The sequence below is a fragment of the Vibrio sp. V39_P1S14PM300 genome (genome assembly GCF_009904765.1).
GTDB classification, from domain to species: domain Bacteria; phylum Pseudomonadota; class Gammaproteobacteria; order Enterobacterales; family Vibrionaceae; genus Vibrio; species Vibrio proteolyticus.
In genome coordinates this window covers 1-18,905 of the sequence record NZ_WXWP01000149.1, presented here as the reverse complement: position 1 = coordinate 18,905, position 18,905 = coordinate 1, and the positions used below count along the sequence as shown (strand labels likewise).

General features: G+C 51.5%; 16 protein-coding genes and 3 pseudogenes. 11 read left to right on the top strand and 8 right to left on the bottom strand.

Translation table 11 applies throughout. The annotated features are described in order from the left end of the window. Both CAG65_RS07525 and dnaJ read left to right on the top strand, forming a co-directional pair. Positions 1 to 1,077 (top strand): annotated as a pseudogene (locus tag CAG65_RS07525) (Hsp70 family protein); the annotation flags it as partial. A gap of 211 nt (positions 1,078 to 1,288) precedes the next feature. Next, positions 1,289 to 2,434: a molecular chaperone DnaJ gene (gene dnaJ / locus CAG65_RS07520; protein WP_021706636.1), complete on the top strand. Its 1,146-nt coding sequence runs from the start codon at positions 1,289 to 1,291 to the stop codon at positions 2,432 to 2,434. A gap of 63 nt (positions 2,435 to 2,497) precedes the next feature. Here the strand turns inward: dnaJ and CAG65_RS07515 are convergent, their stop codons facing one another. Further along, positions 2,498 to 2,929: a type IV pilin protein gene (locus CAG65_RS07515; protein ID WP_161453182.1), complete on the bottom strand. Its 432-nt coding sequence runs from the start codon at positions 2,927 to 2,929 to the stop codon at positions 2,498 to 2,500. A gap of 123 nt (positions 2,930 to 3,052) precedes the next feature. On the opposite strand from CAG65_RS07515, the gene CAG65_RS07510 reads away from it, so the two are divergent. From CAG65_RS07510 to tadA, 7 genes and pseudogenes are all read left to right on the top strand, one after another. Next, positions 3,053 to 3,538: a GspH/FimT family pseudopilin gene (locus tag CAG65_RS07510; RefSeq protein ID WP_237668147.1), complete on the top strand. Its 486-nt coding sequence runs from the start codon at positions 3,053 to 3,055 to the stop codon at positions 3,536 to 3,538. Beyond that, the gene (locus CAG65_RS07505; RefSeq protein ID WP_161447674.1) at positions 3,519 to 4,139 is read left to right on the top strand and encodes a pilus assembly protein PilW; all 621 of its coding nucleotides are present in this window, start codon (positions 3,519 to 3,521) and stop codon (positions 4,137 to 4,139) included. Before CAG65_RS07510 ends, CAG65_RS07505 begins: the two co-directional genes overlap by 20 nt. Further along, positions 4,136 to 5,374 (top strand): hypothetical protein, encoded by a 1,239-nt coding sequence (locus tag CAG65_RS07500; RefSeq protein WP_161453180.1) that lies wholly within the window; start codon positions 4,136 to 4,138, stop codon positions 5,372 to 5,374. The genes CAG65_RS07505 and CAG65_RS07500 overlap by 4 nt, the downstream gene beginning before the upstream one ends. Continuing rightward, positions 5,364 to 5,786, top strand: coding sequence for a type IV pilus modification PilV family protein (locus CAG65_RS07495; RefSeq protein ID WP_161453178.1), 423 nt, complete (start codon positions 5,364 to 5,366; stop codon positions 5,784 to 5,786). The genes CAG65_RS07500 and CAG65_RS07495 overlap by 11 nt, the downstream gene beginning before the upstream one ends. Before the next feature lie 290 nt (positions 5,787 to 6,076). Beyond that, a complete protein-coding gene (locus CAG65_RS07490) occupies positions 6,077 to 7,636 on the top strand; it encodes an AbgT family transporter (RefSeq protein WP_161453176.1) in 1,560 nt (519 codons plus the stop codon). A gap of 59 nt (positions 7,637 to 7,695) precedes the next feature. Then, positions 7,696 to 7,767: pseudogene (locus tag CAG65_RS22205) on the top strand (hypothetical protein); the annotation flags it as partial. Between the two features lie 8 nt (positions 7,768 to 7,775). Further along, the gene (tadA, locus tag CAG65_RS07485; protein WP_161453174.1) at positions 7,776 to 8,291 is read left to right on the top strand and encodes a tRNA adenosine(34) deaminase TadA; all 516 of its coding nucleotides are present in this window, start codon (positions 7,776 to 7,778) and stop codon (positions 8,289 to 8,291) included. Positions 8,292 to 8,338: 47 nt separating this feature from the next. Here tadA and CAG65_RS22375 read toward each other — a convergent pair whose 3' ends face one another. Both CAG65_RS22375 and mltF read right to left on the bottom strand, forming a co-directional pair. Next, positions 8,339 to 8,473, bottom strand: coding sequence for a hypothetical protein (locus tag CAG65_RS22375; protein WP_021706644.1), 135 nt, complete (start codon positions 8,471 to 8,473; stop codon positions 8,339 to 8,341). Between the two features lie 218 nt (positions 8,474 to 8,691). Further along, positions 8,692 to 10,260, bottom strand: coding sequence for a membrane-bound lytic murein transglycosylase MltF (gene mltF / locus CAG65_RS07480; protein ID WP_161453172.1), 1,569 nt, complete (start codon positions 10,258 to 10,260; stop codon positions 8,692 to 8,694). A gap of 326 nt (positions 10,261 to 10,586) precedes the next feature. Between mltF and purL the strand changes: the two genes are divergently transcribed. Further along, on the top strand, positions 10,587 to 14,480 hold the full coding sequence (gene purL, locus CAG65_RS07475; protein WP_161453170.1) for a phosphoribosylformylglycinamidine synthase: 3,894 nt from the start codon (positions 10,587 to 10,589) through the stop codon (positions 14,478 to 14,480). A gap of 242 nt (positions 14,481 to 14,722) precedes the next feature. After that, positions 14,723 to 14,956 (top strand): annotated as a pseudogene (locus CAG65_RS07470) (DUF3622 domain-containing protein); the annotation flags it as partial. Between the two features lie 100 nt (positions 14,957 to 15,056). Here CAG65_RS07470 and CAG65_RS07465 read toward each other — a convergent pair. The 5 genes from CAG65_RS07465 to tsaA all read right to left on the bottom strand — a co-directional run bounded on the left by CAG65_RS07465 (position 15,057) and on the right by tsaA (position 18,842). Beyond that, positions 15,057 to 15,248, bottom strand: coding sequence for a DUF4250 domain-containing protein (locus CAG65_RS07465; protein WP_021706648.1), 192 nt, complete (start codon positions 15,246 to 15,248; stop codon positions 15,057 to 15,059). Then, positions 15,248 to 15,454, bottom strand: a complete 207-nt coding sequence (locus CAG65_RS07460) for a YaeP family protein (protein WP_161453168.1) — start codon at positions 15,452 to 15,454, stop codon at positions 15,248 to 15,250. Before CAG65_RS07460 ends, CAG65_RS07465 begins: the two co-directional genes overlap by 1 nt. 120 nt (positions 15,455 to 15,574) lie before the next feature. After that, positions 15,575 to 16,204, bottom strand: coding sequence for a tellurite resistance TerB family protein (locus CAG65_RS07455; RefSeq protein ID WP_161453166.1), 630 nt, complete (start codon positions 16,202 to 16,204; stop codon positions 15,575 to 15,577). Between the two features lie 115 nt (positions 16,205 to 16,319). Beyond that, positions 16,320 to 18,035, bottom strand: coding sequence for a proline--tRNA ligase (locus CAG65_RS07450; RefSeq protein ID WP_021706651.1), 1,716 nt, complete (start codon positions 18,033 to 18,035; stop codon positions 16,320 to 16,322). Positions 18,036 to 18,146: 111 nt separating this feature from the next. After that, the gene (gene tsaA, locus CAG65_RS07445; RefSeq protein ID WP_021706652.1) at positions 18,147 to 18,842 is read right to left on the bottom strand and encodes a tRNA (N6-threonylcarbamoyladenosine(37)-N6)-methyltransferase TrmO; all 696 of its coding nucleotides are present in this window, start codon (positions 18,840 to 18,842) and stop codon (positions 18,147 to 18,149) included. Positions 18,843 to 18,905 lie beyond the last annotated feature (63 nt).

The following is an 18,905-nucleotide window of genomic DNA, read 5'->3' as shown; positions in this document are numbered from 1 at the left end:
TTCTACGTCACAAACTGACGTGAACCTGCCATACGTAACGGCGGATGCAACCGGTCCTAAGCACGTGCGAAACTGGAATCTTTGGTTGAAGATCTGGTACAACGCTCTCTAGAGCCACTGAAAGTTGCTCTGGCTGATGCTGACTTATCAGTAAACGACATCACTGACGTTATCCTGGTGGGTGGTCAGACTCGTATGCCAATGGTTCAAGCGAAAGTTGCTGAGTTCTTTGGTAAAGAAGCGCGCCGTGACGTGAACCCTGATGAAGCAGTAGCTATGGGTGCTGCCGTTCAAGGTGGTGTACTGGCTGGTGATGTTAAAGACGTTCTGTTGCTAGACGTAACGCCACTGTCTTTGGGTATCGAAACCATGGGCGGTGTGATGACTAAACTGGTTGAGAAGAACACGACTATCCCAACCAAAGCGAACCAGGTTTTCTCTACTGCAGAAGACAACCAGAGCGCGGTAACTATCCACGTTCTGCAAGGTGAGCGTAAGCAAGCGATGTACAACAAGTCTCTGGGTCAATTCAACCTGGAAGGCATTCAGCCTGCACCACGTGGTATGCCACAGATCGAAGTCACCTTCGACTTGGATGCAGATGGTATCCTGCACGTGTCCGCGAAAGACAAGCAGACGGGTAAAGAGCAGAAGATCACTATCCAGGCATCTGGCGGTCTGAGCGATGATGAAATCGAGAAAATGGTTCAAGAAGCAGAAGCCAACAAAGAAGCGGACAAAAAGTTCGAAGAGCTGGCAACTGCACGTAACCAGGCAGACCAAATGATCCACGGCACTCGTAAGCAAGTTGAAGAAGCCGGCGACGCTCTGCCAGCGGAAGACAAAGAAAAGATTGAAGCGGCAGTCAGCGAGCTGGAAGACGCGCGTAAAGGCGACGACAAAGAAGCCATCGACGCGAAAGTTCAGGCTTTGATGACAGCGTCTCAGAAACTGATGGAAATCGCTCAGCAACAAGCTCAGGCTCAAGCAGCGCAAGGCGGCGACGAAGCGGCTCAGTCTAAAGATGACGACGTAGTCGATGCTGAGTTTGAAGAAGTAAAAGACGACAAGAAGTAATCTTGTCCTGACAGGTGGCGCCAAGCGCCGCCTGTTGTCAGAACTTCTAATGAAGTACGAAGCGGGCGTTTGGGGCAACTCTTACGCCCGCCTGTTTGTGAAAACTGTGTCGCTATAGATAAGACGGAGCCAGTACGGCCTTTTTATCCATATCGATATCAACACCAGGCGACAGTCCGTCGTTTGCAGTAATCAATTGGTGACGAACAACATGTCAAAACGTGATTTTTACGAAGTATTAGGCGTAAGCCGTGATGCCTCTGAGCGTGATATTAAGAAAGCTTATAAGCGCTTGGCGATGAAATACCACCCGGACCGAAATCAGGGTGATGAATCTGCCGCGGATAAGTTTAAAGAAGTAAAAGAAGCGTACGAGGTGCTGACCGAACCTCAGAAGAAAGCCGCGTACGATCAGTACGGTCATGCTGCCTTTGAACAGGGCGGTGGCGGCTTTGGTGGCGGTGGCTTCGGCGGCGCTGGTGCTGACTTTGGTGATATCTTCGGTGATGTCTTTGGTGATATCTTCGGTGGTGGTCGTCGTGGCGGTGGTCAGGCACGTGCTCAGCGCGGCGCAGACCTGCGCTACAACATGGAGCTGACACTGGAAGAAGCGGTGCGCGGTATCTCACGTGAGATTGAAGTCCCGACCTTAGTGCACTGTGATACGTGTGATGGCAGCGGTGCAAAGAAAGGCACTTCGCCGGAAACCTGTGGTACCTGTCATGGTCACGGCCAGGTGCAGATGCGCCAGGGTTTCTTTGCGGTTCAGCAAACCTGTCCAACCTGTCATGGTAAAGGCAAGATCATCAAAGATCCGTGTAATGTTTGTCACGGACAAGGCCGTAAGCAGAAGACCAAAACACTGAATGTGAAAATTCCGGCGGGTGTGGACACGGGCGATCGTATCCGTTTATCCGGAGAAGGTGAAGCCGGTGAAATGGGCGCGCCAGCAGGTGACTTGTACGTACAAGTGCACGTGAAAGAGCACCACATCTTTGAACGTGAAGGCAATAACCTGTATTGCGAAGTGCCTGTCAGCTTTGCGATGGCAGCGCTGGGCGGTGAAGTGGAAGTGCCGACGCTGGATGGTCGGGTGAACCTGAAAGTGCCGGAAGAGACTCAGACTGGACGTATGTTCCGTATGCGTGGCAAAGGCGTGAAAAGCGTTCGGGGTGGTGGTATTGGCGATCTAATCGTGAAGCTGGTGGTTGAGACACCAGTCAAGCTGAGCAGTCGTCAGAAAGAATTGCTGCGTGAGTTTGAAGAGTCTTGTGGTGGTGATGCCAACCGTCATAAACCTAAATCACACGGCTTCTTCCAAGGTGTGAAAAAGTTTTTTGATGACCTGACCAGCTAAACATGGCGTGGTCTGGTAAATAAAAAGGGTTAGCTTCGGCTAACCCTTTTTTGTGGTTGCGATTTAGCGCCAGCATCGTCGAGGAGCGGATTCACCCAGATGGTTGAGTGTCAGGGCTTCGTAAGTTTGACCCTGACAGGTATCGAGGTGCTGTCGGGTTGCCGTTTGTGGCAGTGCACGGATCTGGTACCCCTGAGTCGAGGCTGAAACGCTGAACTGATAGCGTGACGGGTCTGAATCGCACACCAGACAGATGCCAGCCGAGATTACCGTACCGGTATGATAACCACTGCGATAGTGCTGCTCTAAAGAGAGCTGAATACGGCTCAGGTCGCTGAGTGCCTGATGGCGGTGCGCACTACGTACGTGTGCGGTGTAACTCGGATAGACAAACGCCGCCAGCAGTCCAATTATAGCGAGCACTATCAGAAGTTCGATCAATGTCATTGCATTTAATCGATGGATAAAAGGCTTACATTGTTTTCTTCGAATCATTTCCAGTCCTTCCTTGTCTGGTGGGGACTCATTTTTCGCAACTGGTAGCATAGGCGCAAGTTGATTGTGGCGGATTTCGTCAGTTACACAGGATTTTGGGAAATGGTTCGCGGGTTCACTTTGATGGAATTGTTGATTACGCTCGGTATCACTCTGACTATGTTGATGACGGCAGTACCGGCTTACTCAGCTTTGTCCGACTATTTCAAAATGACTCAACTGGCGCGCTCGTTAGAGAGCTTTTTGCATCAGGCTCGGGCCGAAGCCGTGTACCGCAATCAAGATCTCTGGGCGCATGTCGAGGTCAGTCAGCGACCGGATGTGAGCGGAGAGTGGCAGATCTGGTTGAGTGATTCTGATGAGTCGGGAAAGGGAGCGGTATTGCTGCGTTTTTCGGGGCAGCGTTATCACGGTATTGCCTTTGAGTCTCAATTTAGCTCAGAACAAATCAAATTTGATGGGGTGCGAGGCAAAATCAAAAACGGTTCAATCTATCTGTATCCAAAGCAGCATCGCGAGCGGGCGCTCAGAATTGGCACGTCGTTCGGCGCCAGTCGGATCAAGTTATGTGGGCTGGAAGGTGAACAATATGGTTATCCGGCGTGTTAGTCAGCGTGGCGGTTCACTGGTGGAACTGATGGTGGCCAGTCTATTAGGACTGTTGGTACTTGCCATGATCGGCTCATTGATGATAAGCATGCAGCGTATGCTCACAGAGCGCGGTCTTCGGTTGTTGTTGGCACAAAACCTCAGCAGTGCCATTCAGCAAATGAAAGAAGACGCGCAGCGCGCCGGTTACAATGGCATCGAGGCTTCATCACTGATGTTATCGGGTGCAGATGCTGTGCTGCACGTTGAGTCGGATCCAGCTCTGTTGGGGTATGTTTACCGGGTTGCTTCTTCCGGCAATGAGGCGTTCCGGCATGTGGTGTACCGGCTTGAGGAGGGCAAGCTGAAACTGTGTGAGAAAGATCAGCCTGATATTCTGACCGTCGTATCGGCAGCAGTCTCCGGGTATCAGGGGGTATGCTTTTCACTGTTTGAACCAGCGCAGATCCGAGTGACGGCTTTTCGGCCGACGACACAGGTGTTGATCAGTAATGCGACTCGCTCCGGATTCACGTCGATCACGCTGGAGGCGCAATTGGCGGCCAAACCAGCCGTGAGTCAGGCGGTATCGGTGGCATTGAAACACAGGAACTGGCAATGATGATACGCCAGCACGGTAGCGCCATCTTACTGGTGACGAGTGTGCTGCTACTGGCGGCGTTAGTGGTCACGCTGGGCTCGGCTCGGCAGATGTTTTTTCTGCTGAAACAGGCGAACAATCACATCAAAAGCCGTCAACAGCACTGGTTGGCGGAAGGCGCTCTGGAGTGTGCCATGGCTCAGAGCCAGCCGTTGAAAGCCTGGCCGGACATCTTGAGCGATTGTCTTGATGGCAAAGGCATCTTGCCGCAGGTAACGTCCACGGCGACGGGTTTTTTGGTGAGCGCCAACGCGGGTTTTGCACATTTGCGTAAAGAAATTCAAATAGGCGGTGACTTATCCGCTGGAGCACTTCAGTCGAGCGCGGACCTTTATTTTCATGGTTCAGCCTCCTTCTCTACTCCCGATCCCGGGGCCGTGACAGAGCAGGGCTGGCAATGCGTTGCCATTCGTTACCGGGATCAACTGGTGACCACAGGGGCAGAAAACAAAGGGTTAAGTGCCATCACGCCACCATACACCGGTTTTCCTGAACCGGGGATGCCAGGTTATTGTGCGGCGGGGCATCAAACCCGTTCATCCAGTGGCACTGATTTAGGGCAGGACTTCGTCCGGGATGAGAGCGTCGAGCCGTTTTCGGCATTCTTCGGTGTGCAGGCCGGGCAGTATGCACGGATTCGTGATGCCGGTAGTTTTACCGTGCTTCATGGCAGCGGCCTGCCTGTCCGGGTTGAGGCGTGCGGGAGCAAAGTGGCGAATTTAGTGGAGATGGGACAGCGACATATCTGGGTGGAAGGGGGCTGTGAAATCGAGCCTCAGGCCTATGCGCGCCTGGTGCAAGCCAGTCAGATGACCGACGGGATCATCCTGTTGATCCACGATGGCGTGTTTTCGCTGATGAGTGACGCCAGCGCAGCTACGCTGCCAGCGCTGAAAGGAGTGATGTTCCTGGTTAACCACGATTACACTCCGCAGCTGGCAGATTGGAGCGGATTTGAGGCGGCAAGTTATCTGCAGCACGAGCCGAATGATATCGCCATCGAGGTTCGCCAGAGAGCGGCGTATTTTCAACATGGTGCGGTCAGCGTTTCCGGTGGACAGTTCTTTGCAGCAACGGGGCAGGCTGCAATCTTCTACACGACACTGGATTTTGCTTACAACCGTGACACGGTCGATGCCATTCGCCGTACCCACGCAAAAATAGTCTGGCGCGAGGGCAGTTGGTATGCGCGTTAGTCTTGCTGGTTTCAGTCTGATTGAAGTTTTAATCTCGCTGATGTTGATCAGTGTAGCGGCGCTTGGCTTTGTCAGGATCCAGACTTATGTTGAGCGTCAAACCGACTATGTCAGCAACGCGGTGAATGCATTACATCTGGCGGAAACTCAGTTAGAGTGGTTTCGTACACGCGGGGTGTCGTCGGCTCTGACGGCAAACTTTGATCGTGATGTCATCTCAGGTCAGACTTGGTCGGCCCCTTTTTACACGGTGAGCTGGGCAGTCGCTGCCGCACCGTTGTCCGCCAGCCTCAAATCGATCTCGGTGAGCGTGAGTTGGCCAGACCGGCATGGAACGCCTCAGCACGTTGAGTTGTCCACGCTTCTTTCGCGTTACAGTGAGTTCGATACGTCAATGCAATCCGGTGACTAAGGCCTGATATGAATAGCCTTTAGCTAACGACGTACGTTATATATTGCATTTTGGTTTCAAGATTGTTTACTTGTGGTGGGTGATGATGTGTCTCGTCTGTTACTCTGCTATTGCGTTTTTGCAAAATATGTCTCCATTTTTGTAATTCCCTTTGGAATCTTGTGCTTTTGAAAAGGCGTTTTAATAAAATGTGTCCTGAAATAGAGGCACAAATCATTATTAAAACAGCGGGTGTCAGCGTTGGTTGATATCCAGATGCCGGGGCAACAACATCATAAAATGGAGTTACCATGAGTAACCAAGCTGTAAATCAGGCGCCATCTCAGAAGCAGAGTGGGATGGATCGCTTTCTCAACTTTATCGAACGGGCTGGTAATAAGATCCCTGACCCGGCGATTCTGTTCTTCTGGGCACTGGTCATTGTCTGGGTTTCGTCCGCCCTTTTGTCAAATGTTACGTTTGACCTTATCAACCCTCGAACCGGCGAAGCACTACAGGTTAACAACCTCCTGACCGGTCAGGCACTGGCCAGTTTTTTGGCCAATATGGTCTCAACCTTTACTGGCTTCGCCCCGCTTGGGATCGTGCTGGTCGCGATGCTCGGGGTCGGTGTGGCAGATTCGTCCGGCTTTATTACCACCGGGCTGAAAAAAATGCTCAACTTCACGCCGGCCAGATTGCTGACACCTATGTTGATTCTGGTGGCGATTGTGTCCCACACCGCGGCGGATGCCGGGTATGTGTTGGTTATTCCATTGGGCGGGATCATTTTCCATGCCGCTGGCCGTCACCCTCTGGCGGGTATTGCTGCGGCATTTGCTGGCGTTTCAGGCGGTTTCTCCGCGAACTTCATTCCTTCAGGAATCGATCCCTTGCTGGCGGGGTTCACCCAGACGGCGGCGCAAGTGCTGGATCCCGACTACGTAGTGAACCCGCTGGCGAATATTTTCTTCACCGGGTTGTCGTCGGTGATCATTGTGGCAATCGGCTGGTACGTGACGGAAAAAATTATTGAACCCCGTTTGCGTCAGATGCCTGTGGATGAAGATGCTGAAGCGGCCCCAGATCTCGGTTCATTTAGCGCAACGGAGTCCAAGGCATTTCGCTACGCTGGCTGGGCGATGTTGGCTGGTATTGCACTGCTGATTTTTGCAGTGTTGCCAGAAGACTCCGCCTTGCGTTCGTCGGAAGGGGAAATCACCGCATTTTCCGCACCGCTGATGAAGTCGATTGTGCCACTGATCTTCATTCTGTTTATCATTCCGGGCATCGTTTACGGCCGTGTAGCCGGCACGTTCAAGAGCAGCAATGATGTGATTAAAGCCATGTCTGATACCATGTCGACCATGGGCGCGTACATTGTGATGTCGTTTTTTTGTGCCCAGTTCCTGGCCGCTTTTGGTCAGTCTAACATCGGTACTATGCTGGCGCTGTATGGTGCTGAGGGACTGAAAGCATTGAACTTACCGGGACAGGCTACCATCATCGGTATGATTCTGCTCACGGCGGCAGTGAACCTGTTGGTCGGCTCTGCATCGGCAAAATGGGCGCTGATTGGCCCGATTTTGGTGCCAATGCTGATGGCTGTGGGGATTTCGCCGGAACTGTCACAAGCAGCGTATCGAGTGGGAGATTCCGTGTCGAACATCATTTCACCACTGATGGTATTCTTCCCTCTGGTGGTGGTGTACTGCCAACGTTATGTAAAGTCGACCGGCATTGGTACGCTGGCATCGCTGATGATGCCGTTTTCCATCGCGATGTTGATCGGGTGGTCGATATTCCTGCTGGCGTACTGGGGGCTGAGTATTCCACTTGGTATTCAGGCACCGTACACCTACTCTATGTAAAGTCGTTGCCGAAGAAAAAACGCAGGCCTTTGCCTGCGTTTTTTATTGGAGTGGGCGGCTTGTCCGGTGACTATCCTCGTCAACGACTTACCGTTATAATTTTGTCAGTGTTGTTATTAATCTCTTTGTCGGAGCTACTGTGTCGCAATCCCCGTTTTCCCCTCAAGATGAACATTTCATGCGCCGTGCGATAGAGCTGGCACGTCAGGCGGAAGCCGAAGGGGAAGTGCCGGTCGGAGCGGTGCTGGTGAAAGACGGCCAGGTGATCGCGGAAGGATGGAACCGTTCTATTTGCAGTCATGACGCGACAGCGCATGCGGAAATTCAAACGCTGCGTCAGGCGGGTCAGGTGCTGCAGAACTATCGTCTGCTGGATACCACGCTGTACGTAACTCTGGAACCTTGCCCTATGTGTGCGGGCGCTCTGTTGCACAGCCGGGTGAAAAGAGTGGTGTATGGTGCGCCGGATCTGAAAGCCGGAGCTGCCGGAACTGTGTTGGATCTGTTTGCCAGTCAGGCTGCGTATCACTACGCCGATGTGGAGTCTGGTTTGTTGGAGCAGGAGTGTCGCGAGCAGCTTCAGGCGTTTTTTAAGCGTCGCCGTAAAGAAATCAAAGCACTGAAACAAGCGAATAGGGCAGCAGGAGAAGAGTAAGACCAGACAGCAAACACCCGCCGAGGCAGATGTCTGCTCATTGATGATCAGGCCATGCAGGCTTGCATGAAAGCGCGGTTACGCCAGATGATTTTCTTTTTGTTGTTGGCCAACATACGTTTACGACGATTGGTCGCAACGGTTTTATACAGGCGTTTCGATTGCATTTTACGTTTCAGCATAAAACCACCCCCCTAGTAAAATCCGTCACCTCTGTATGGGTGACGTGCTTGGTTGATATTCAAAATACCGTTATAACTGTCCAATATGACTGAACGATGAAACTCAGCAAGAATCTGAATTTGGCTAATATGTATGGCTTTTTCGCCTAAAAATCAAGAGGGCAGCGCGATATTCGCGCTGCCCTCGGCGTTTAGGTGAGGTTGGAATTGAGCTGCAATTACGGCGTGTCAATACCGGTGCCGGCGGCCGATTGGGCAGGATTCGGCGCGGTGTTTACGGCTGAGCTCTGCGTCTCTGGCTCACTGATGATATCTGGCAGCTCGTCTTCCGGTGCGGCGATCACGGCCAGATCATTGATGTCTGCATCGGCATCATTGGCCGTTTGCTGCTCCACATGGCCGATGATGCTTTGATAATAGCGGCGAATGTTTTCCACGTAATTCTTAGCCTCGTCGCCCCGGGCATAGCCATAACGGGTTTGACTGAAATAGCGTTTTTGGCGCAGCAGTGGCAGACGATCTTTTACGTCATTCCAGGCATCCGGGTTCGCTCCCTGCTTTTTGGTCAGGCGGCGAGCATCCATCATATGGCCGTAGCCTACGTTGTAGGACGCCAATGCAAACCAGATCTTTTCATGTTCGTTGATGCTGTCCGGGACCCGTTCGACCATTCGGCGTAAATATTCCACGCCGCCCAGCACAGATTGCTCAGGATCCAGTCGGTCCTGCACTCCAACGCTTTTGGCGGTGGGCAGGGTTAGCATCATCATGCCGCGCACACCAGTGGGTGATTTCGCGGTTGGATTCCAGTGGGATTCCTGATACGCCAACGCGGCAATCAACCGCCAGTCAAACTCTTTAGAGTATTTTTTAAACAGCGGTGACCATTTGGGCAGCTTGTCATCCAGCGCGCGGATAAATGCACGGGTATCAACGTAATCGAAGCTGCCGACGTGACCAATGTATTTCTCTTCCAGATTGGCCAGATGGCCAGACTGTTTCAGGTTGCCAAAGAATTCGATCATCAGCGCATAGAGACTTTCATCTTCTGAGCGACGAATAAACCAGGAGATCGGTTGATCTTCGGTCAGCTCAAACGCCAGTGCCAAATCCGGATAAACACGTTGCGACAACGAGACTTCAATGGAGTCGGCCACAGTAAAGCGTATTTTACCATCGGAGACTTTTTTCAACTGATCGTTGACGTCTGAGTTGGTGTCAATCTGATAGCGAAATTGCGGATACTGGCGCTGAATGTCCGTCAGAGTCTTTTTGAAGTGGGAGTCATTGACGATCTCAATCACAGGTCTGTCGTTGGTGTCATCGCTGAGCGTATTTTGTCGGTTGACCAGCTGTTTTACCGAGCGTGGGCGCCATTGACCTTTTTTATACACCAACTGTTGGCTGACGTAGTAGTAGGCAGGGCCAGCACGAAAACGTGACAGGCGCTCTTCGGACTGGGACAGACCTGCGGCGATCAGATCGATTTCACCACGTTCCAGTGCCGGGTAGAGGCTGGAGATACGGTACGCGGGTTTCATCTCGAGTTTGACGCCCAACTCATTTGCGAATTCACGCGCCAGTTCGTAGTCCAGGCCTGCCGGGCCATCCGGGCCAATGTAATAGGAGAGCTGGTTGTTGAGCGTACCGACTCGCAGAACGCCGCGCTCGCGGATCTGGTCCAGTTCACTTTTGGGCTCAGACTCAATCTGGCATCCCTGGAGAAAAAGGGCGAGCAAGAACAGCGTCAGGGCGCGGTAGAGTCGTCGCATATAGTTATAATTCATGAATGATAAATCTCGTACTTCCGGTGCGGCTCAAAGAACCAGTGTTCATTTGAGTTCCGACATTTATATCAAAGAGGCATAAGTTGGCAAAGTCCGGTAAGGTAAAGATTTGTCGATCTGCGTTCAATGCTGCCAATTTTGGCCTAATTCAAAAATGACAAAAAAAGTGACGCAAACGGTTGCTTTTGATGTTACATCACAAAAACAATTCCTATATAATGCGCTCGCAAAGGAGAGGTGAAATCGGTATAAGTTCTGGGTTTTATTGTAACTTGCTGAATTTATTCCAATATTACCTTAATCACTTGCATAAGAGACCTAAGCACATGAGAATTTTGCGTGGCTCCCCAGCTCTTTCTGAGTTTCGTGTCAGTAAATTACTGGAACTTTGTCATGAACAAGCTCTGCCGGTAACCGGTATTTACGCAGAGTTTATGCACTTTGCTGATCTGACCGCTGATCTGGATGCACCTGAGTTAGAGAAATTAGAAAAACTTCTGACGTACGGCCCAACGATCGAAGAGCACGAGCCTCAAGGTCTTTTGCTTTTGGTGACTCCGCGCCCGGGTACTATCTCACCTTGGTCTTCAAAATCCACCGACATTGCAAAAAACTGTGGTCTGAGCAAAGTGAAGCGCCTTGAGCGCGGCACCGCTTATTACGTAGAATCTTCGACAACGCTATCGGACGCGCAAGTGGATGCGGTAAAAGCGCTTATCCACGATCGTATGATGGAAACCGTGTTCACGGAACTTGAAGCCGCGTCAGCACTGTTTACGGTCGCAGAGCCTAAGCCTGTCGCGCACGTTGATATCTTAGCGGGTGGTCGTGTTGCACTTGAAGAAGCAAACGTTTCCCTAGGTTTGGCGCTCGCAGAAGATGAAATTGATTACTTAGTCGAGAACTTTACTAAGCTAGGTCGTAACCCTAACGACATCGAGCTGATGATGTTTGCTCAGGCGAACTCAGAGCACTGTCGTCATAAAATCTTTAATGCAGACTGGACTATCGATGGCGTAGACCAAGAAAAGTCGCTGTTTAAGATGATCAAAAACACATTCGAAACGACACCTGACTATGTGCTGTCTGCATACAAAGACAACGCAGCAGTAATGACCGGTTCGAAAGTGGGTCGTTTCTTCCCAGACCCTAAATCTCGTCAATACACTTATCACCATGAAGATGCACACATCTTAATGAAGGTAGAGACGCACAACCACCCGACGGCAATTTCTCCATGGCCGGGGGCATCAACCGGTTCTGGCGGTGAAATCCGTGACGAAGGCGCGACCGGTATCGGTGGTAAACCCAAAGCGGGTCTGGTTGGTTTCACCACATCTAACTTGCGTATTCCTGGTTATGAACAGCCTTGGGAAACCGACTTCGGTAAGCCGGGTCGTATCGTAAACGCACTAGATATCATGCTGGAAGGCCCTCTGGGCGGCGCGGCATTCAACAACGAATTTGGTCGTCCAAACCTATTGGGTTACTTCCGTACTTACGAAGAAAAAGTGACCTCTCATGCGGGTGAAGAGGTGCGTGGTTACCACAAACCAATCATGATCGCGGGCGGTATGGGTAACATCCGTGACGAACACGTACAAAAGAAAGAGATCCCAGTAGGTGCGAGCCTAATCGTACTTGGTGGTCCGGCAATGAACATCGGTCTTGGTGGCGGTGCGGCGTCTTCAATGGCGTCAGGTCAGTCAGCTGAAGATCTGGACTTTGCTTCAGTACAACGTGAAAATCCAGAGATGGAGCGTCGTTGTCAGGAAGTGATCGACCGTTGTTGGCAGCTAGGTGAAGACAACCCAATCGCCTTTATCCACGATGTGGGCGCGGGCGGTATCTCTAACGCATTACCTGAGCTTTGTGACGACGGTGAGCGTGGCGGCAAGTTCCAGCTACGTGATGTACCAAATGATGAATTGAGCATGAGCCCACTGGAAATCTGGTGTAACGAATCTCAGGAACGTTACGTTCTTGCCGTTGCGCCAGAAAACATGCAAGCATTCGATGCCATCTGTAAGCGTGAACGTGCACCTTACGCTGTGGTCGGTGTGGCAACAGAAGAGCGTCATCTGACATTAGAAGACTCACACTTCGACAACACGCCAATTGATATGCCAATGGATATCCTGCTTGGTAAAACACCGAAGATGCATCGTGAAGCGACGACGTTGAAAGTCGATAGCCCAGCGATTGCACGTGATGGTATTGAAATTAACGAAGCGGCAGAGCGCGTACTGCGTCTACCAACGGTTGCTGAGAAAACCTTCCTGATTACAATCGGTGACCGCTCAGTAACGGGGCTGGTGGCCCGTGACCAGATGGTTGGTCCTTGGCAGGTGCCTGTCGCGAACTGTGCGGTTACGGCGGCAAGTTACGACACCTACCACGGCGAAGCAATGTCGATGGGTGAGCGCACGCCGGTTGCGTTACTCGACTTCGGCGCATCGGCTCGTCTGGCGGTAGGTGAGTCACTGACTAACATCGCGGCGACAGACATCGGCGATATCAAACGTATCAAACTGTCGGCGAACTGGATGTCTCCAGCGGGTCACCCGGGCGAAGATGCGGGTCTTTACGAAGCAGTGAAAGCGGTCGGTGAAGAGTTGTGTCCGGCGCTGGGTTTGACTATCCCGGTTGGTAAAGACTCCATGTCGATGAAGACCAAGTGGGAAGAGAATGGCGAAAGCAAAGAAGTCACTTCACCGTTATCGTTGGTTATCACTGCGTTTGGCCGTGTTGAAGACGTACGTAAGACCGTAACGCCTCAGCTTCGTACCGACAAAGGTGAAACGTCGCTGGTGCTGGTTGATCTGGGCAACGGTAAGAACCGTCTTGGCGCTACCGCATTGGCGCAGGTGTACAAGCAACTGGGGGACAAACCCGCTGACGTCGACAACGCAGAGCAACTGAAAGGTTTCTTCGATGCGATGCAAAAACTGGTGCGAGCCGACAAACTGCTGGCTTACCACGACAAAGGCGATGGCGGCTTGCTCGTCACGCTCGCAGAAATGGCTTTTGCGGGTCACTGCGGTGTGAAAGCCAACATTGCTGAGCTAGGCGAAGATACGCTGGCGGCGCTATTTAACGAAGAACTTGGTGCGGTTGTTCAGGTTAAGAACGACAACTTGGATTCAGTGCTGTCTACGCTAGCGGCAAACGGCTTAGAATCATGCTCACATGTGATTGGTTCCGTTGATGCTTCAGACCGCTTTGTTATCACCTCTGGTGATGCCGTCGTACTTGAGCGTTCACGTACCGAGTTACGTGTTATCTGGGCAGAAACGACGCATAAAATGCAGGCACTGCGTGATAATCCAGCGTGCGCCGACCAGGAATTTGAAGCGAAGAAAGATAATTCGGACCCGGGTCTGAACGTCTCACTTAGCTTTGATGTCAACGAAGATATCGCCGCGCCGTACATTGTTAAAGGTGCGAAACCTAAGATGGCGATTCTGCGCGAGCAGGGCGTGAACTCTCACGTTGAAATGGCGGCAGCGTTTGACCGTGCGGGCTTCGAAGCAACCGATATCCACATGAGTGACATTCTAACAGGTCAGGCGGCACTGGATGAGTATCAGGGGCTGGTGGCTTGCGGTGGTTTCTCTTATGGTGACGTACTCGGTGCAGGGGAAGGGTGGGCGAAGTCTATCCTGTTTAACGCCCAAGCGCGTGAGCAATTCCAAGCCTTCTTCAACCGTGAAGAGACGTTCTCTCTCGGGGTGTGTAACGGTTGTCAGATGTTGTCGAACCTAAAAGAACTGATCCCAGGAGCGGAGCTGTGGCCACGTTTTGTTCGCAACGAATCGGAACGTTTTGAAGCGCGCTTTAGCCTGGTTGAAGTGCAGAAATCGGATTCTGTCTTCTTTGATGGTATGGCGGGATCTCGTATGCCTATTGCGGTTTCTCACGGTGAAGGCCGCGTGGAAGTGCGTGGTGGTGAGCACCTAAACGCCATTGAAGCATCCGGTACTGTCGCGCTGCGTTACGTTGATAATAACGGTAACCCAACACAGCAATATCCGAATAACCCGAATGGTTCACCAAATGCGATTACTGGCCTGACAACCGCAGACGGCCGCGTGACCATCATGATGCCGCACCCTGAGCGGGTATTCCGCACAGTGGCGAATTCCTGGGCGCCGGAAGGCTGGGGTGAAAATGGCGCTTGGATGCGTATGTTCCAGAATGCACGTAAAAACATGGGTTAAGTTTGATTGTTTTCACCATATTAATCGCGCAGGTCTGTTGGCCTGCGCTTTTTTATGGATCTTGGCCGTCGGGAGCCGCTGCGTTTCGTGCCGGGCAAAAAATAGTTACAGCCAAAGGCGAACTTTTATGCTCTAATACCGCGCTATTCGGACCCGGAGATGGTGCTGTATGGAATTTAAGCTTTGCAGAGGTGGATGTCTCCTGCGGGGCTATGTCTACGTTATCCTTTAGGAAAATGACAATGTCGAAAAGTAAGAAATTTGCTGTCCGCGTGAGTGAAAAACGTGGTGGCTGGTGCGCTGAAATCACCCGTCAGGTGACGTCTCGTAAAACCGTTGTGTCTAAACGCGAAACCGGTTTTGAGACAGAAGCACAGGCTCAGGCCTGGGGCGAGCAGGAGCTGGCCGGGTTCATCAAGAACCAGACTGAGCGCAACGCACGCAAATCTGCCCAGCGTAAAGCGCGCAGCGCCGACTAACGCCAGTGACGCAGTACGATGCCATGATTGAGCATTGCACGAAACAAAAAAGGTTGACGAGTGATCGTCAACCTTTTGTTTTTCTGTCTCTGAGTGGTTATCGGAACTGACCCACTTCTGGCAAAAACTCAAAGCCTGCTTCAGCCAGTTTGGTTTCCAACTGCGTCTTATCAAGCTCAAAGTAGGCGACCAACTTATCTAAATCGCCCGCAAAATCATCGCGCAGTTTCATGTTGATGATGCTCATCAACATGACAGGATCCATAGTGGCAAAGTTACTCAGGTTCATCATTTATCCTCAAAGTCTGAAATCAGCAGATTGGCCGCGGCAAAGGCGGCTTTTTCACGGGTGTCCAGTGGCAGTGACTCATCCGCTGCAATCTCATTGAGTGCTTTCACCGCGCAACTGATGGCTTGAGGGATATAAGCCTGATCACCACTGCCGATCTGCGCATAAAGCTCGCGCACCATTTCGCAGCAATCGTATACTTGCATGTGTCGTCTTCCTATAAATGATAACTGCTCTCAAATATACACAGACGCGTTTTGAAATACAAAAGCAGAACTTGTCCTGGCGCAAGCCTAGGCTGGAAACGGTGAAAAATCCGCCTCAAATCAGCGGATTTGCTGCTCAAGCTGAGCGATTACATCCGGTTCGAGTCGCAGTTGTTTAGCCAGTTCTGCCAGATAGGCTTTTTCCATGAAGTTCTGTTCATCTGCCACGATCAACGAGGCGAGATAAATTTCACTGGCTTGTTGAGGAGATGTGGCGAGAGTTGCGATGTCGGTCGGATCAAGCGGTTTGTTGAGTTCAGCCTGAATCAGTTGGCGTGCTGACGGATCCGCGCCAAGACCTTTAAGCGTCTCTTCGATACGCGCCATTTCCTGCTCGTCGACATGACCGTCGGCTTTAGCTGCGGCTATCATCGATTTGATGATCAGCTCATTATGGTGGTTGTCGTTTGCATCAAAAATTTCTTCCTGATCCGGGCCGGGCTGCTGTTTTTGCCAGTCATTATAGACTTTGTAAGCCAGTGCACCTAACGCTGCGGCCCCACCGACTTTAAGGGCGGTTTTGCCCATTTTCTTACTTTTCTTCGAACCCATCAGCAAACCGATGAGTCCGCCACCGACCGCGCCGGCGCCCAGCGTCGATAAACTTCCTGAGTTCTGTTTTATTTGCTGTTTTCCCTGACGCAGCATGTCGGAATTGAGTGCTTGATTGAGAAGATTTTTAAGATCCATAGGTCACCTCCTTGATGAATAAAGGCAGTGTAGTCGGAGAAAGCTGAACCGTGGATTAACAGGCATAAAAAAGGGCTGGCGATCAGCCAACCCTATGTTTGTACAACAGCGTTGTTTATTTCATCTGAGCGTTCAGGTGCTCAATGATGTCTGTCATTGCGACCGGTGTTTTCTCGCCGGTACGACGGTTTTTGTATTCGAAGTTGCCTTCATCCATGCTGCGATCGCCAATCACCACGGTGTGTGGAACACCGATCAGTTCAATGTCGGAGAACATCACACCCGGACGCTCTTTACGATCATCAAACAATACTTCGATGCCCATGGCAGTCAGTTCAGCATACAATTTTTCAGCGGCTTCCTGAACACGCTCAGACTTGTGCATATTCATCGGGACAATCGCAACCTGGAACGGTGCGATGGCGTCTGGCCAGATGATGCCGTATTTGTCGTGGTTTTGTTCGATTGCTGCAGCAACAACGCGCGATACACCGATGCCGTAACAACCCATCTCCAGAATCACATTTTTACCATCTGGACCAAGTACACCACAGTTCATCTTCTCAGAGTAGTTTTTACCCAGTTGGAAGATATGACCTACTTCGATACCACGTTTCAGCTGAAGAGTTCCCTGGCCACATGGGCTCGGATCGCCTTCGACAACGTTACGCAGATCTTCCACTTGTCCCAGTTCGACATCACGGCCCCAGTTAATACCAAAGTAGTGTTTGTCATCAATGTTGGCGCCTGCGCCGAAATCACTCATGACCGCCACGGTGCGATCAACGATAAATGGCAGTGTCAGACCCACAGGACCCAGTGAGCCAGGACCGGCACCAATCAGCGCACGGATTTCTTCTTCCGTCGCCATCTCAAGAGGTGCTGCTACTTGAGGAAGGTTTTCTGCTTTCACTTCGTTGAGTTCGTGATCGCCACGGATGATCAGAGCGATGATGTCCGCGTCTACTTCATCAGATGCTTTAACGAATAGAGTTTTAACTGTCTTCTCGATCGGCAGATCAAATTGCTCTACTAGTTCAGCGATGGTTTTCGCGTTAGGTGTATCGACCAGCGTCATCTCTTGTGTTGGTGCCACTGCCGAATTGGCAGGGGCTAATGCTTCGGCTTTCTCAATGTTGGCTGCGTAGTCTGATTCTGTAGAGAAGGCGATCAGGTCTTCGCCACTTTCTGCCAGAACGTGGAACTCCTGTGAGCCGCTGCCACCGATTGCACCGCTGTCAGCCAGTACCGGACGGTAATCCAGCCCCATGCGGTCAAACGCGTTGCAGTAGGCGTCGTGCATCGCGTCGTAGGACTTCTGCAGGCCGTCTTTATCGATGTCGAAGCTGTAGGCATCCATCATCGAGAATTCACGTGCGCGCATCACACCAAAGCGAGGACGGCGCTCGTCACGGAATTTCGTCTGGATCTGGTACAGGTTCAAAGGCAGTTGTTTGTAAGAGCTGACTTCGTTACGTACCAGGCTGGTGATCACTTCTTCAGCGGTCGGGCTCAGTACAAACGGACGAACATGGCGGTCAGTAAAGCGAAGCAGTTCAGGTCCCATCTTTTCGCTGCGACCTGTCTCTTCCCAAAGTTCAAACGGTTGAACCACGGGCATCAGAGTTTCGATTGCACCCGCGTTGTCGATTTCTTGACGAACGATGTTTTCGACTTTACGCAGCACGCGCAGACCGGTAGGCAGCCAGGTGTACAAACCTGAAGCCAGCTTACGGATCATACCCGCACGTAGCATGAGCTGGTGGCTCACGACTTCTGCGTCGTTTGGAGTCTCCTTCAGAGTAGAAAGAAGATAGTTACTGGTACGCATTAAATTTATCCGTTTATCAAAGTTAGATACTCAAGCCTGAATGGGCAGGAGTATGGACGTCCCACGAAGAGAAATTTGTAAGCCGCCTATAATATCAGCCTATTGGCTTTGTCAAAAGCTTTCAATCGCGGTAACTGTTACTAAGTTAGCGCTTACTGAGAATTTTACGTTCAGATCGAACAAATTTACCGCATATTCTTTGCTGTCGGTGCGATTTTTTTTATACGCCGGGCGTGGATCCTGAGCCAGAACTTGTTCAATGACCAGGCGCTTTTGTGCGGCATCATTCTGCTGCGTGAGGCTGTGTTCGGCCGAGGGTGAAAAGATCACCGTGGCACATTGTGGCGCCTCATCAGCATAACCGCCATGCGCATCTGAAATGGCATCGGAGTAGGGGATGTAAGGTTTGATGTCGACGATGGGGGTGCCATCGACCAGATCAACGCTGCCAAGTTGCAGGTAAACCTGATCACCCTGACGCGTGATGCCGCGCAGTTTCACCGCCGACATGCCGATGCCATTGGGACGAAATGTCGAGCGTGACGCAAACACGCCCACTCGTTCGTTGCCTCCCAGGCGCGGAGGGCGGACCGTGGGCTTCCAGCCTGCGTCAAGGTTTTGGTCAAACAGGAACAGCAGCCAGATATGGCTGAACTGCTCAATTCCCCGCACCGATTCAGGGCAGTTTGCTTCCCCCAACAGCCTGATCTGGGCGGAGGCGGCTGGTACCAGACGGGGTTGTCGTGGCACGGCAAATTTTTCTTTATACGGGCTTTCGATGACGCCTATGGGATCAATTGAATACATTTCCACGCTCATTGCGGCTTAACTGGCGCACAAAAATACCATAAATTTTGCTTGCAATTGTTG

What these genes read in the sequence shown, in the direction of transcription:
- purL (WP_161453170.1), top strand. Translation starts at nt 10,587, where the DNA reads ATGAGAATTTTGCGTGGCTCCCCAGCTCTTTCTGAGTTTCGTGTCAGT.
- mltF (WP_161453172.1), bottom strand. Translation starts at nt 10,260, where the DNA reads ATGAATTATAACTATATGCGACGACTCTACCGCGCCCTGACGCTGTTC.
- CAG65_RS07515 (WP_161453182.1), bottom strand. Translation starts at nt 2,929, where the DNA reads ATGATTCGAAGAAAACAATGTAAGCCTTTTATCCATCGATTAAATGCA.
- CAG65_RS07465 (WP_021706648.1), bottom strand. Translation starts at nt 15,248, where the DNA reads ATGAACCTGAGTAACTTTGCCACTATGGATCCTGTCATGTTGATGAGC.
- CAG65_RS07490 (WP_161453176.1), top strand. Translation starts at nt 6,077, where the DNA reads ATGAGTAACCAAGCTGTAAATCAGGCGCCATCTCAGAAGCAGAGTGGG.
- CAG65_RS07505 (WP_161447674.1), top strand. Translation starts at nt 3,519, where the DNA reads ATGGTTATCCGGCGTGTTAGTCAGCGTGGCGGTTCACTGGTGGAACTG.
- tsaA (WP_021706652.1), bottom strand. Translation starts at nt 18,842, where the DNA reads ATGTATTCAATTGATCCCATAGGCGTCATCGAAAGCCCGTATAAAGAA.
- CAG65_RS07455 (WP_161453166.1), bottom strand. Translation starts at nt 16,204, where the DNA reads ATGGATCTTAAAAATCTTCTCAATCAAGCACTCAATTCCGACATGCTG.
- dnaJ (WP_021706636.1), top strand. Translation starts at nt 1,289, where the DNA reads ATGTCAAAACGTGATTTTTACGAAGTATTAGGCGTAAGCCGTGATGCC.
- CAG65_RS07495 (WP_161453178.1), top strand. Translation starts at nt 5,364, where the DNA reads ATGCGCGTTAGTCTTGCTGGTTTCAGTCTGATTGAAGTTTTAATCTCG.
- CAG65_RS07460 (WP_161453168.1), bottom strand. Translation starts at nt 15,454, where the DNA reads ATGCAAGTATACGATTGCTGCGAAATGGTGCGCGAGCTTTATGCGCAG.
- CAG65_RS07500 (WP_161453180.1), top strand. Translation starts at nt 4,136, where the DNA reads ATGATGATACGCCAGCACGGTAGCGCCATCTTACTGGTGACGAGTGTG.
- CAG65_RS07450 (WP_021706651.1), bottom strand. Translation starts at nt 18,035, where the DNA reads ATGCGTACCAGTAACTATCTTCTTTCTACTCTGAAGGAGACTCCAAAC.
- CAG65_RS07510 (WP_237668147.1), top strand. Translation starts at nt 3,053, where the DNA reads ATGGAATTGTTGATTACGCTCGGTATCACTCTGACTATGTTGATGACG.
- CAG65_RS22375 (WP_021706644.1), bottom strand. Translation starts at nt 8,473, where the DNA reads ATGCTGAAACGTAAAATGCAATCGAAACGCCTGTATAAAACCGTTGCG.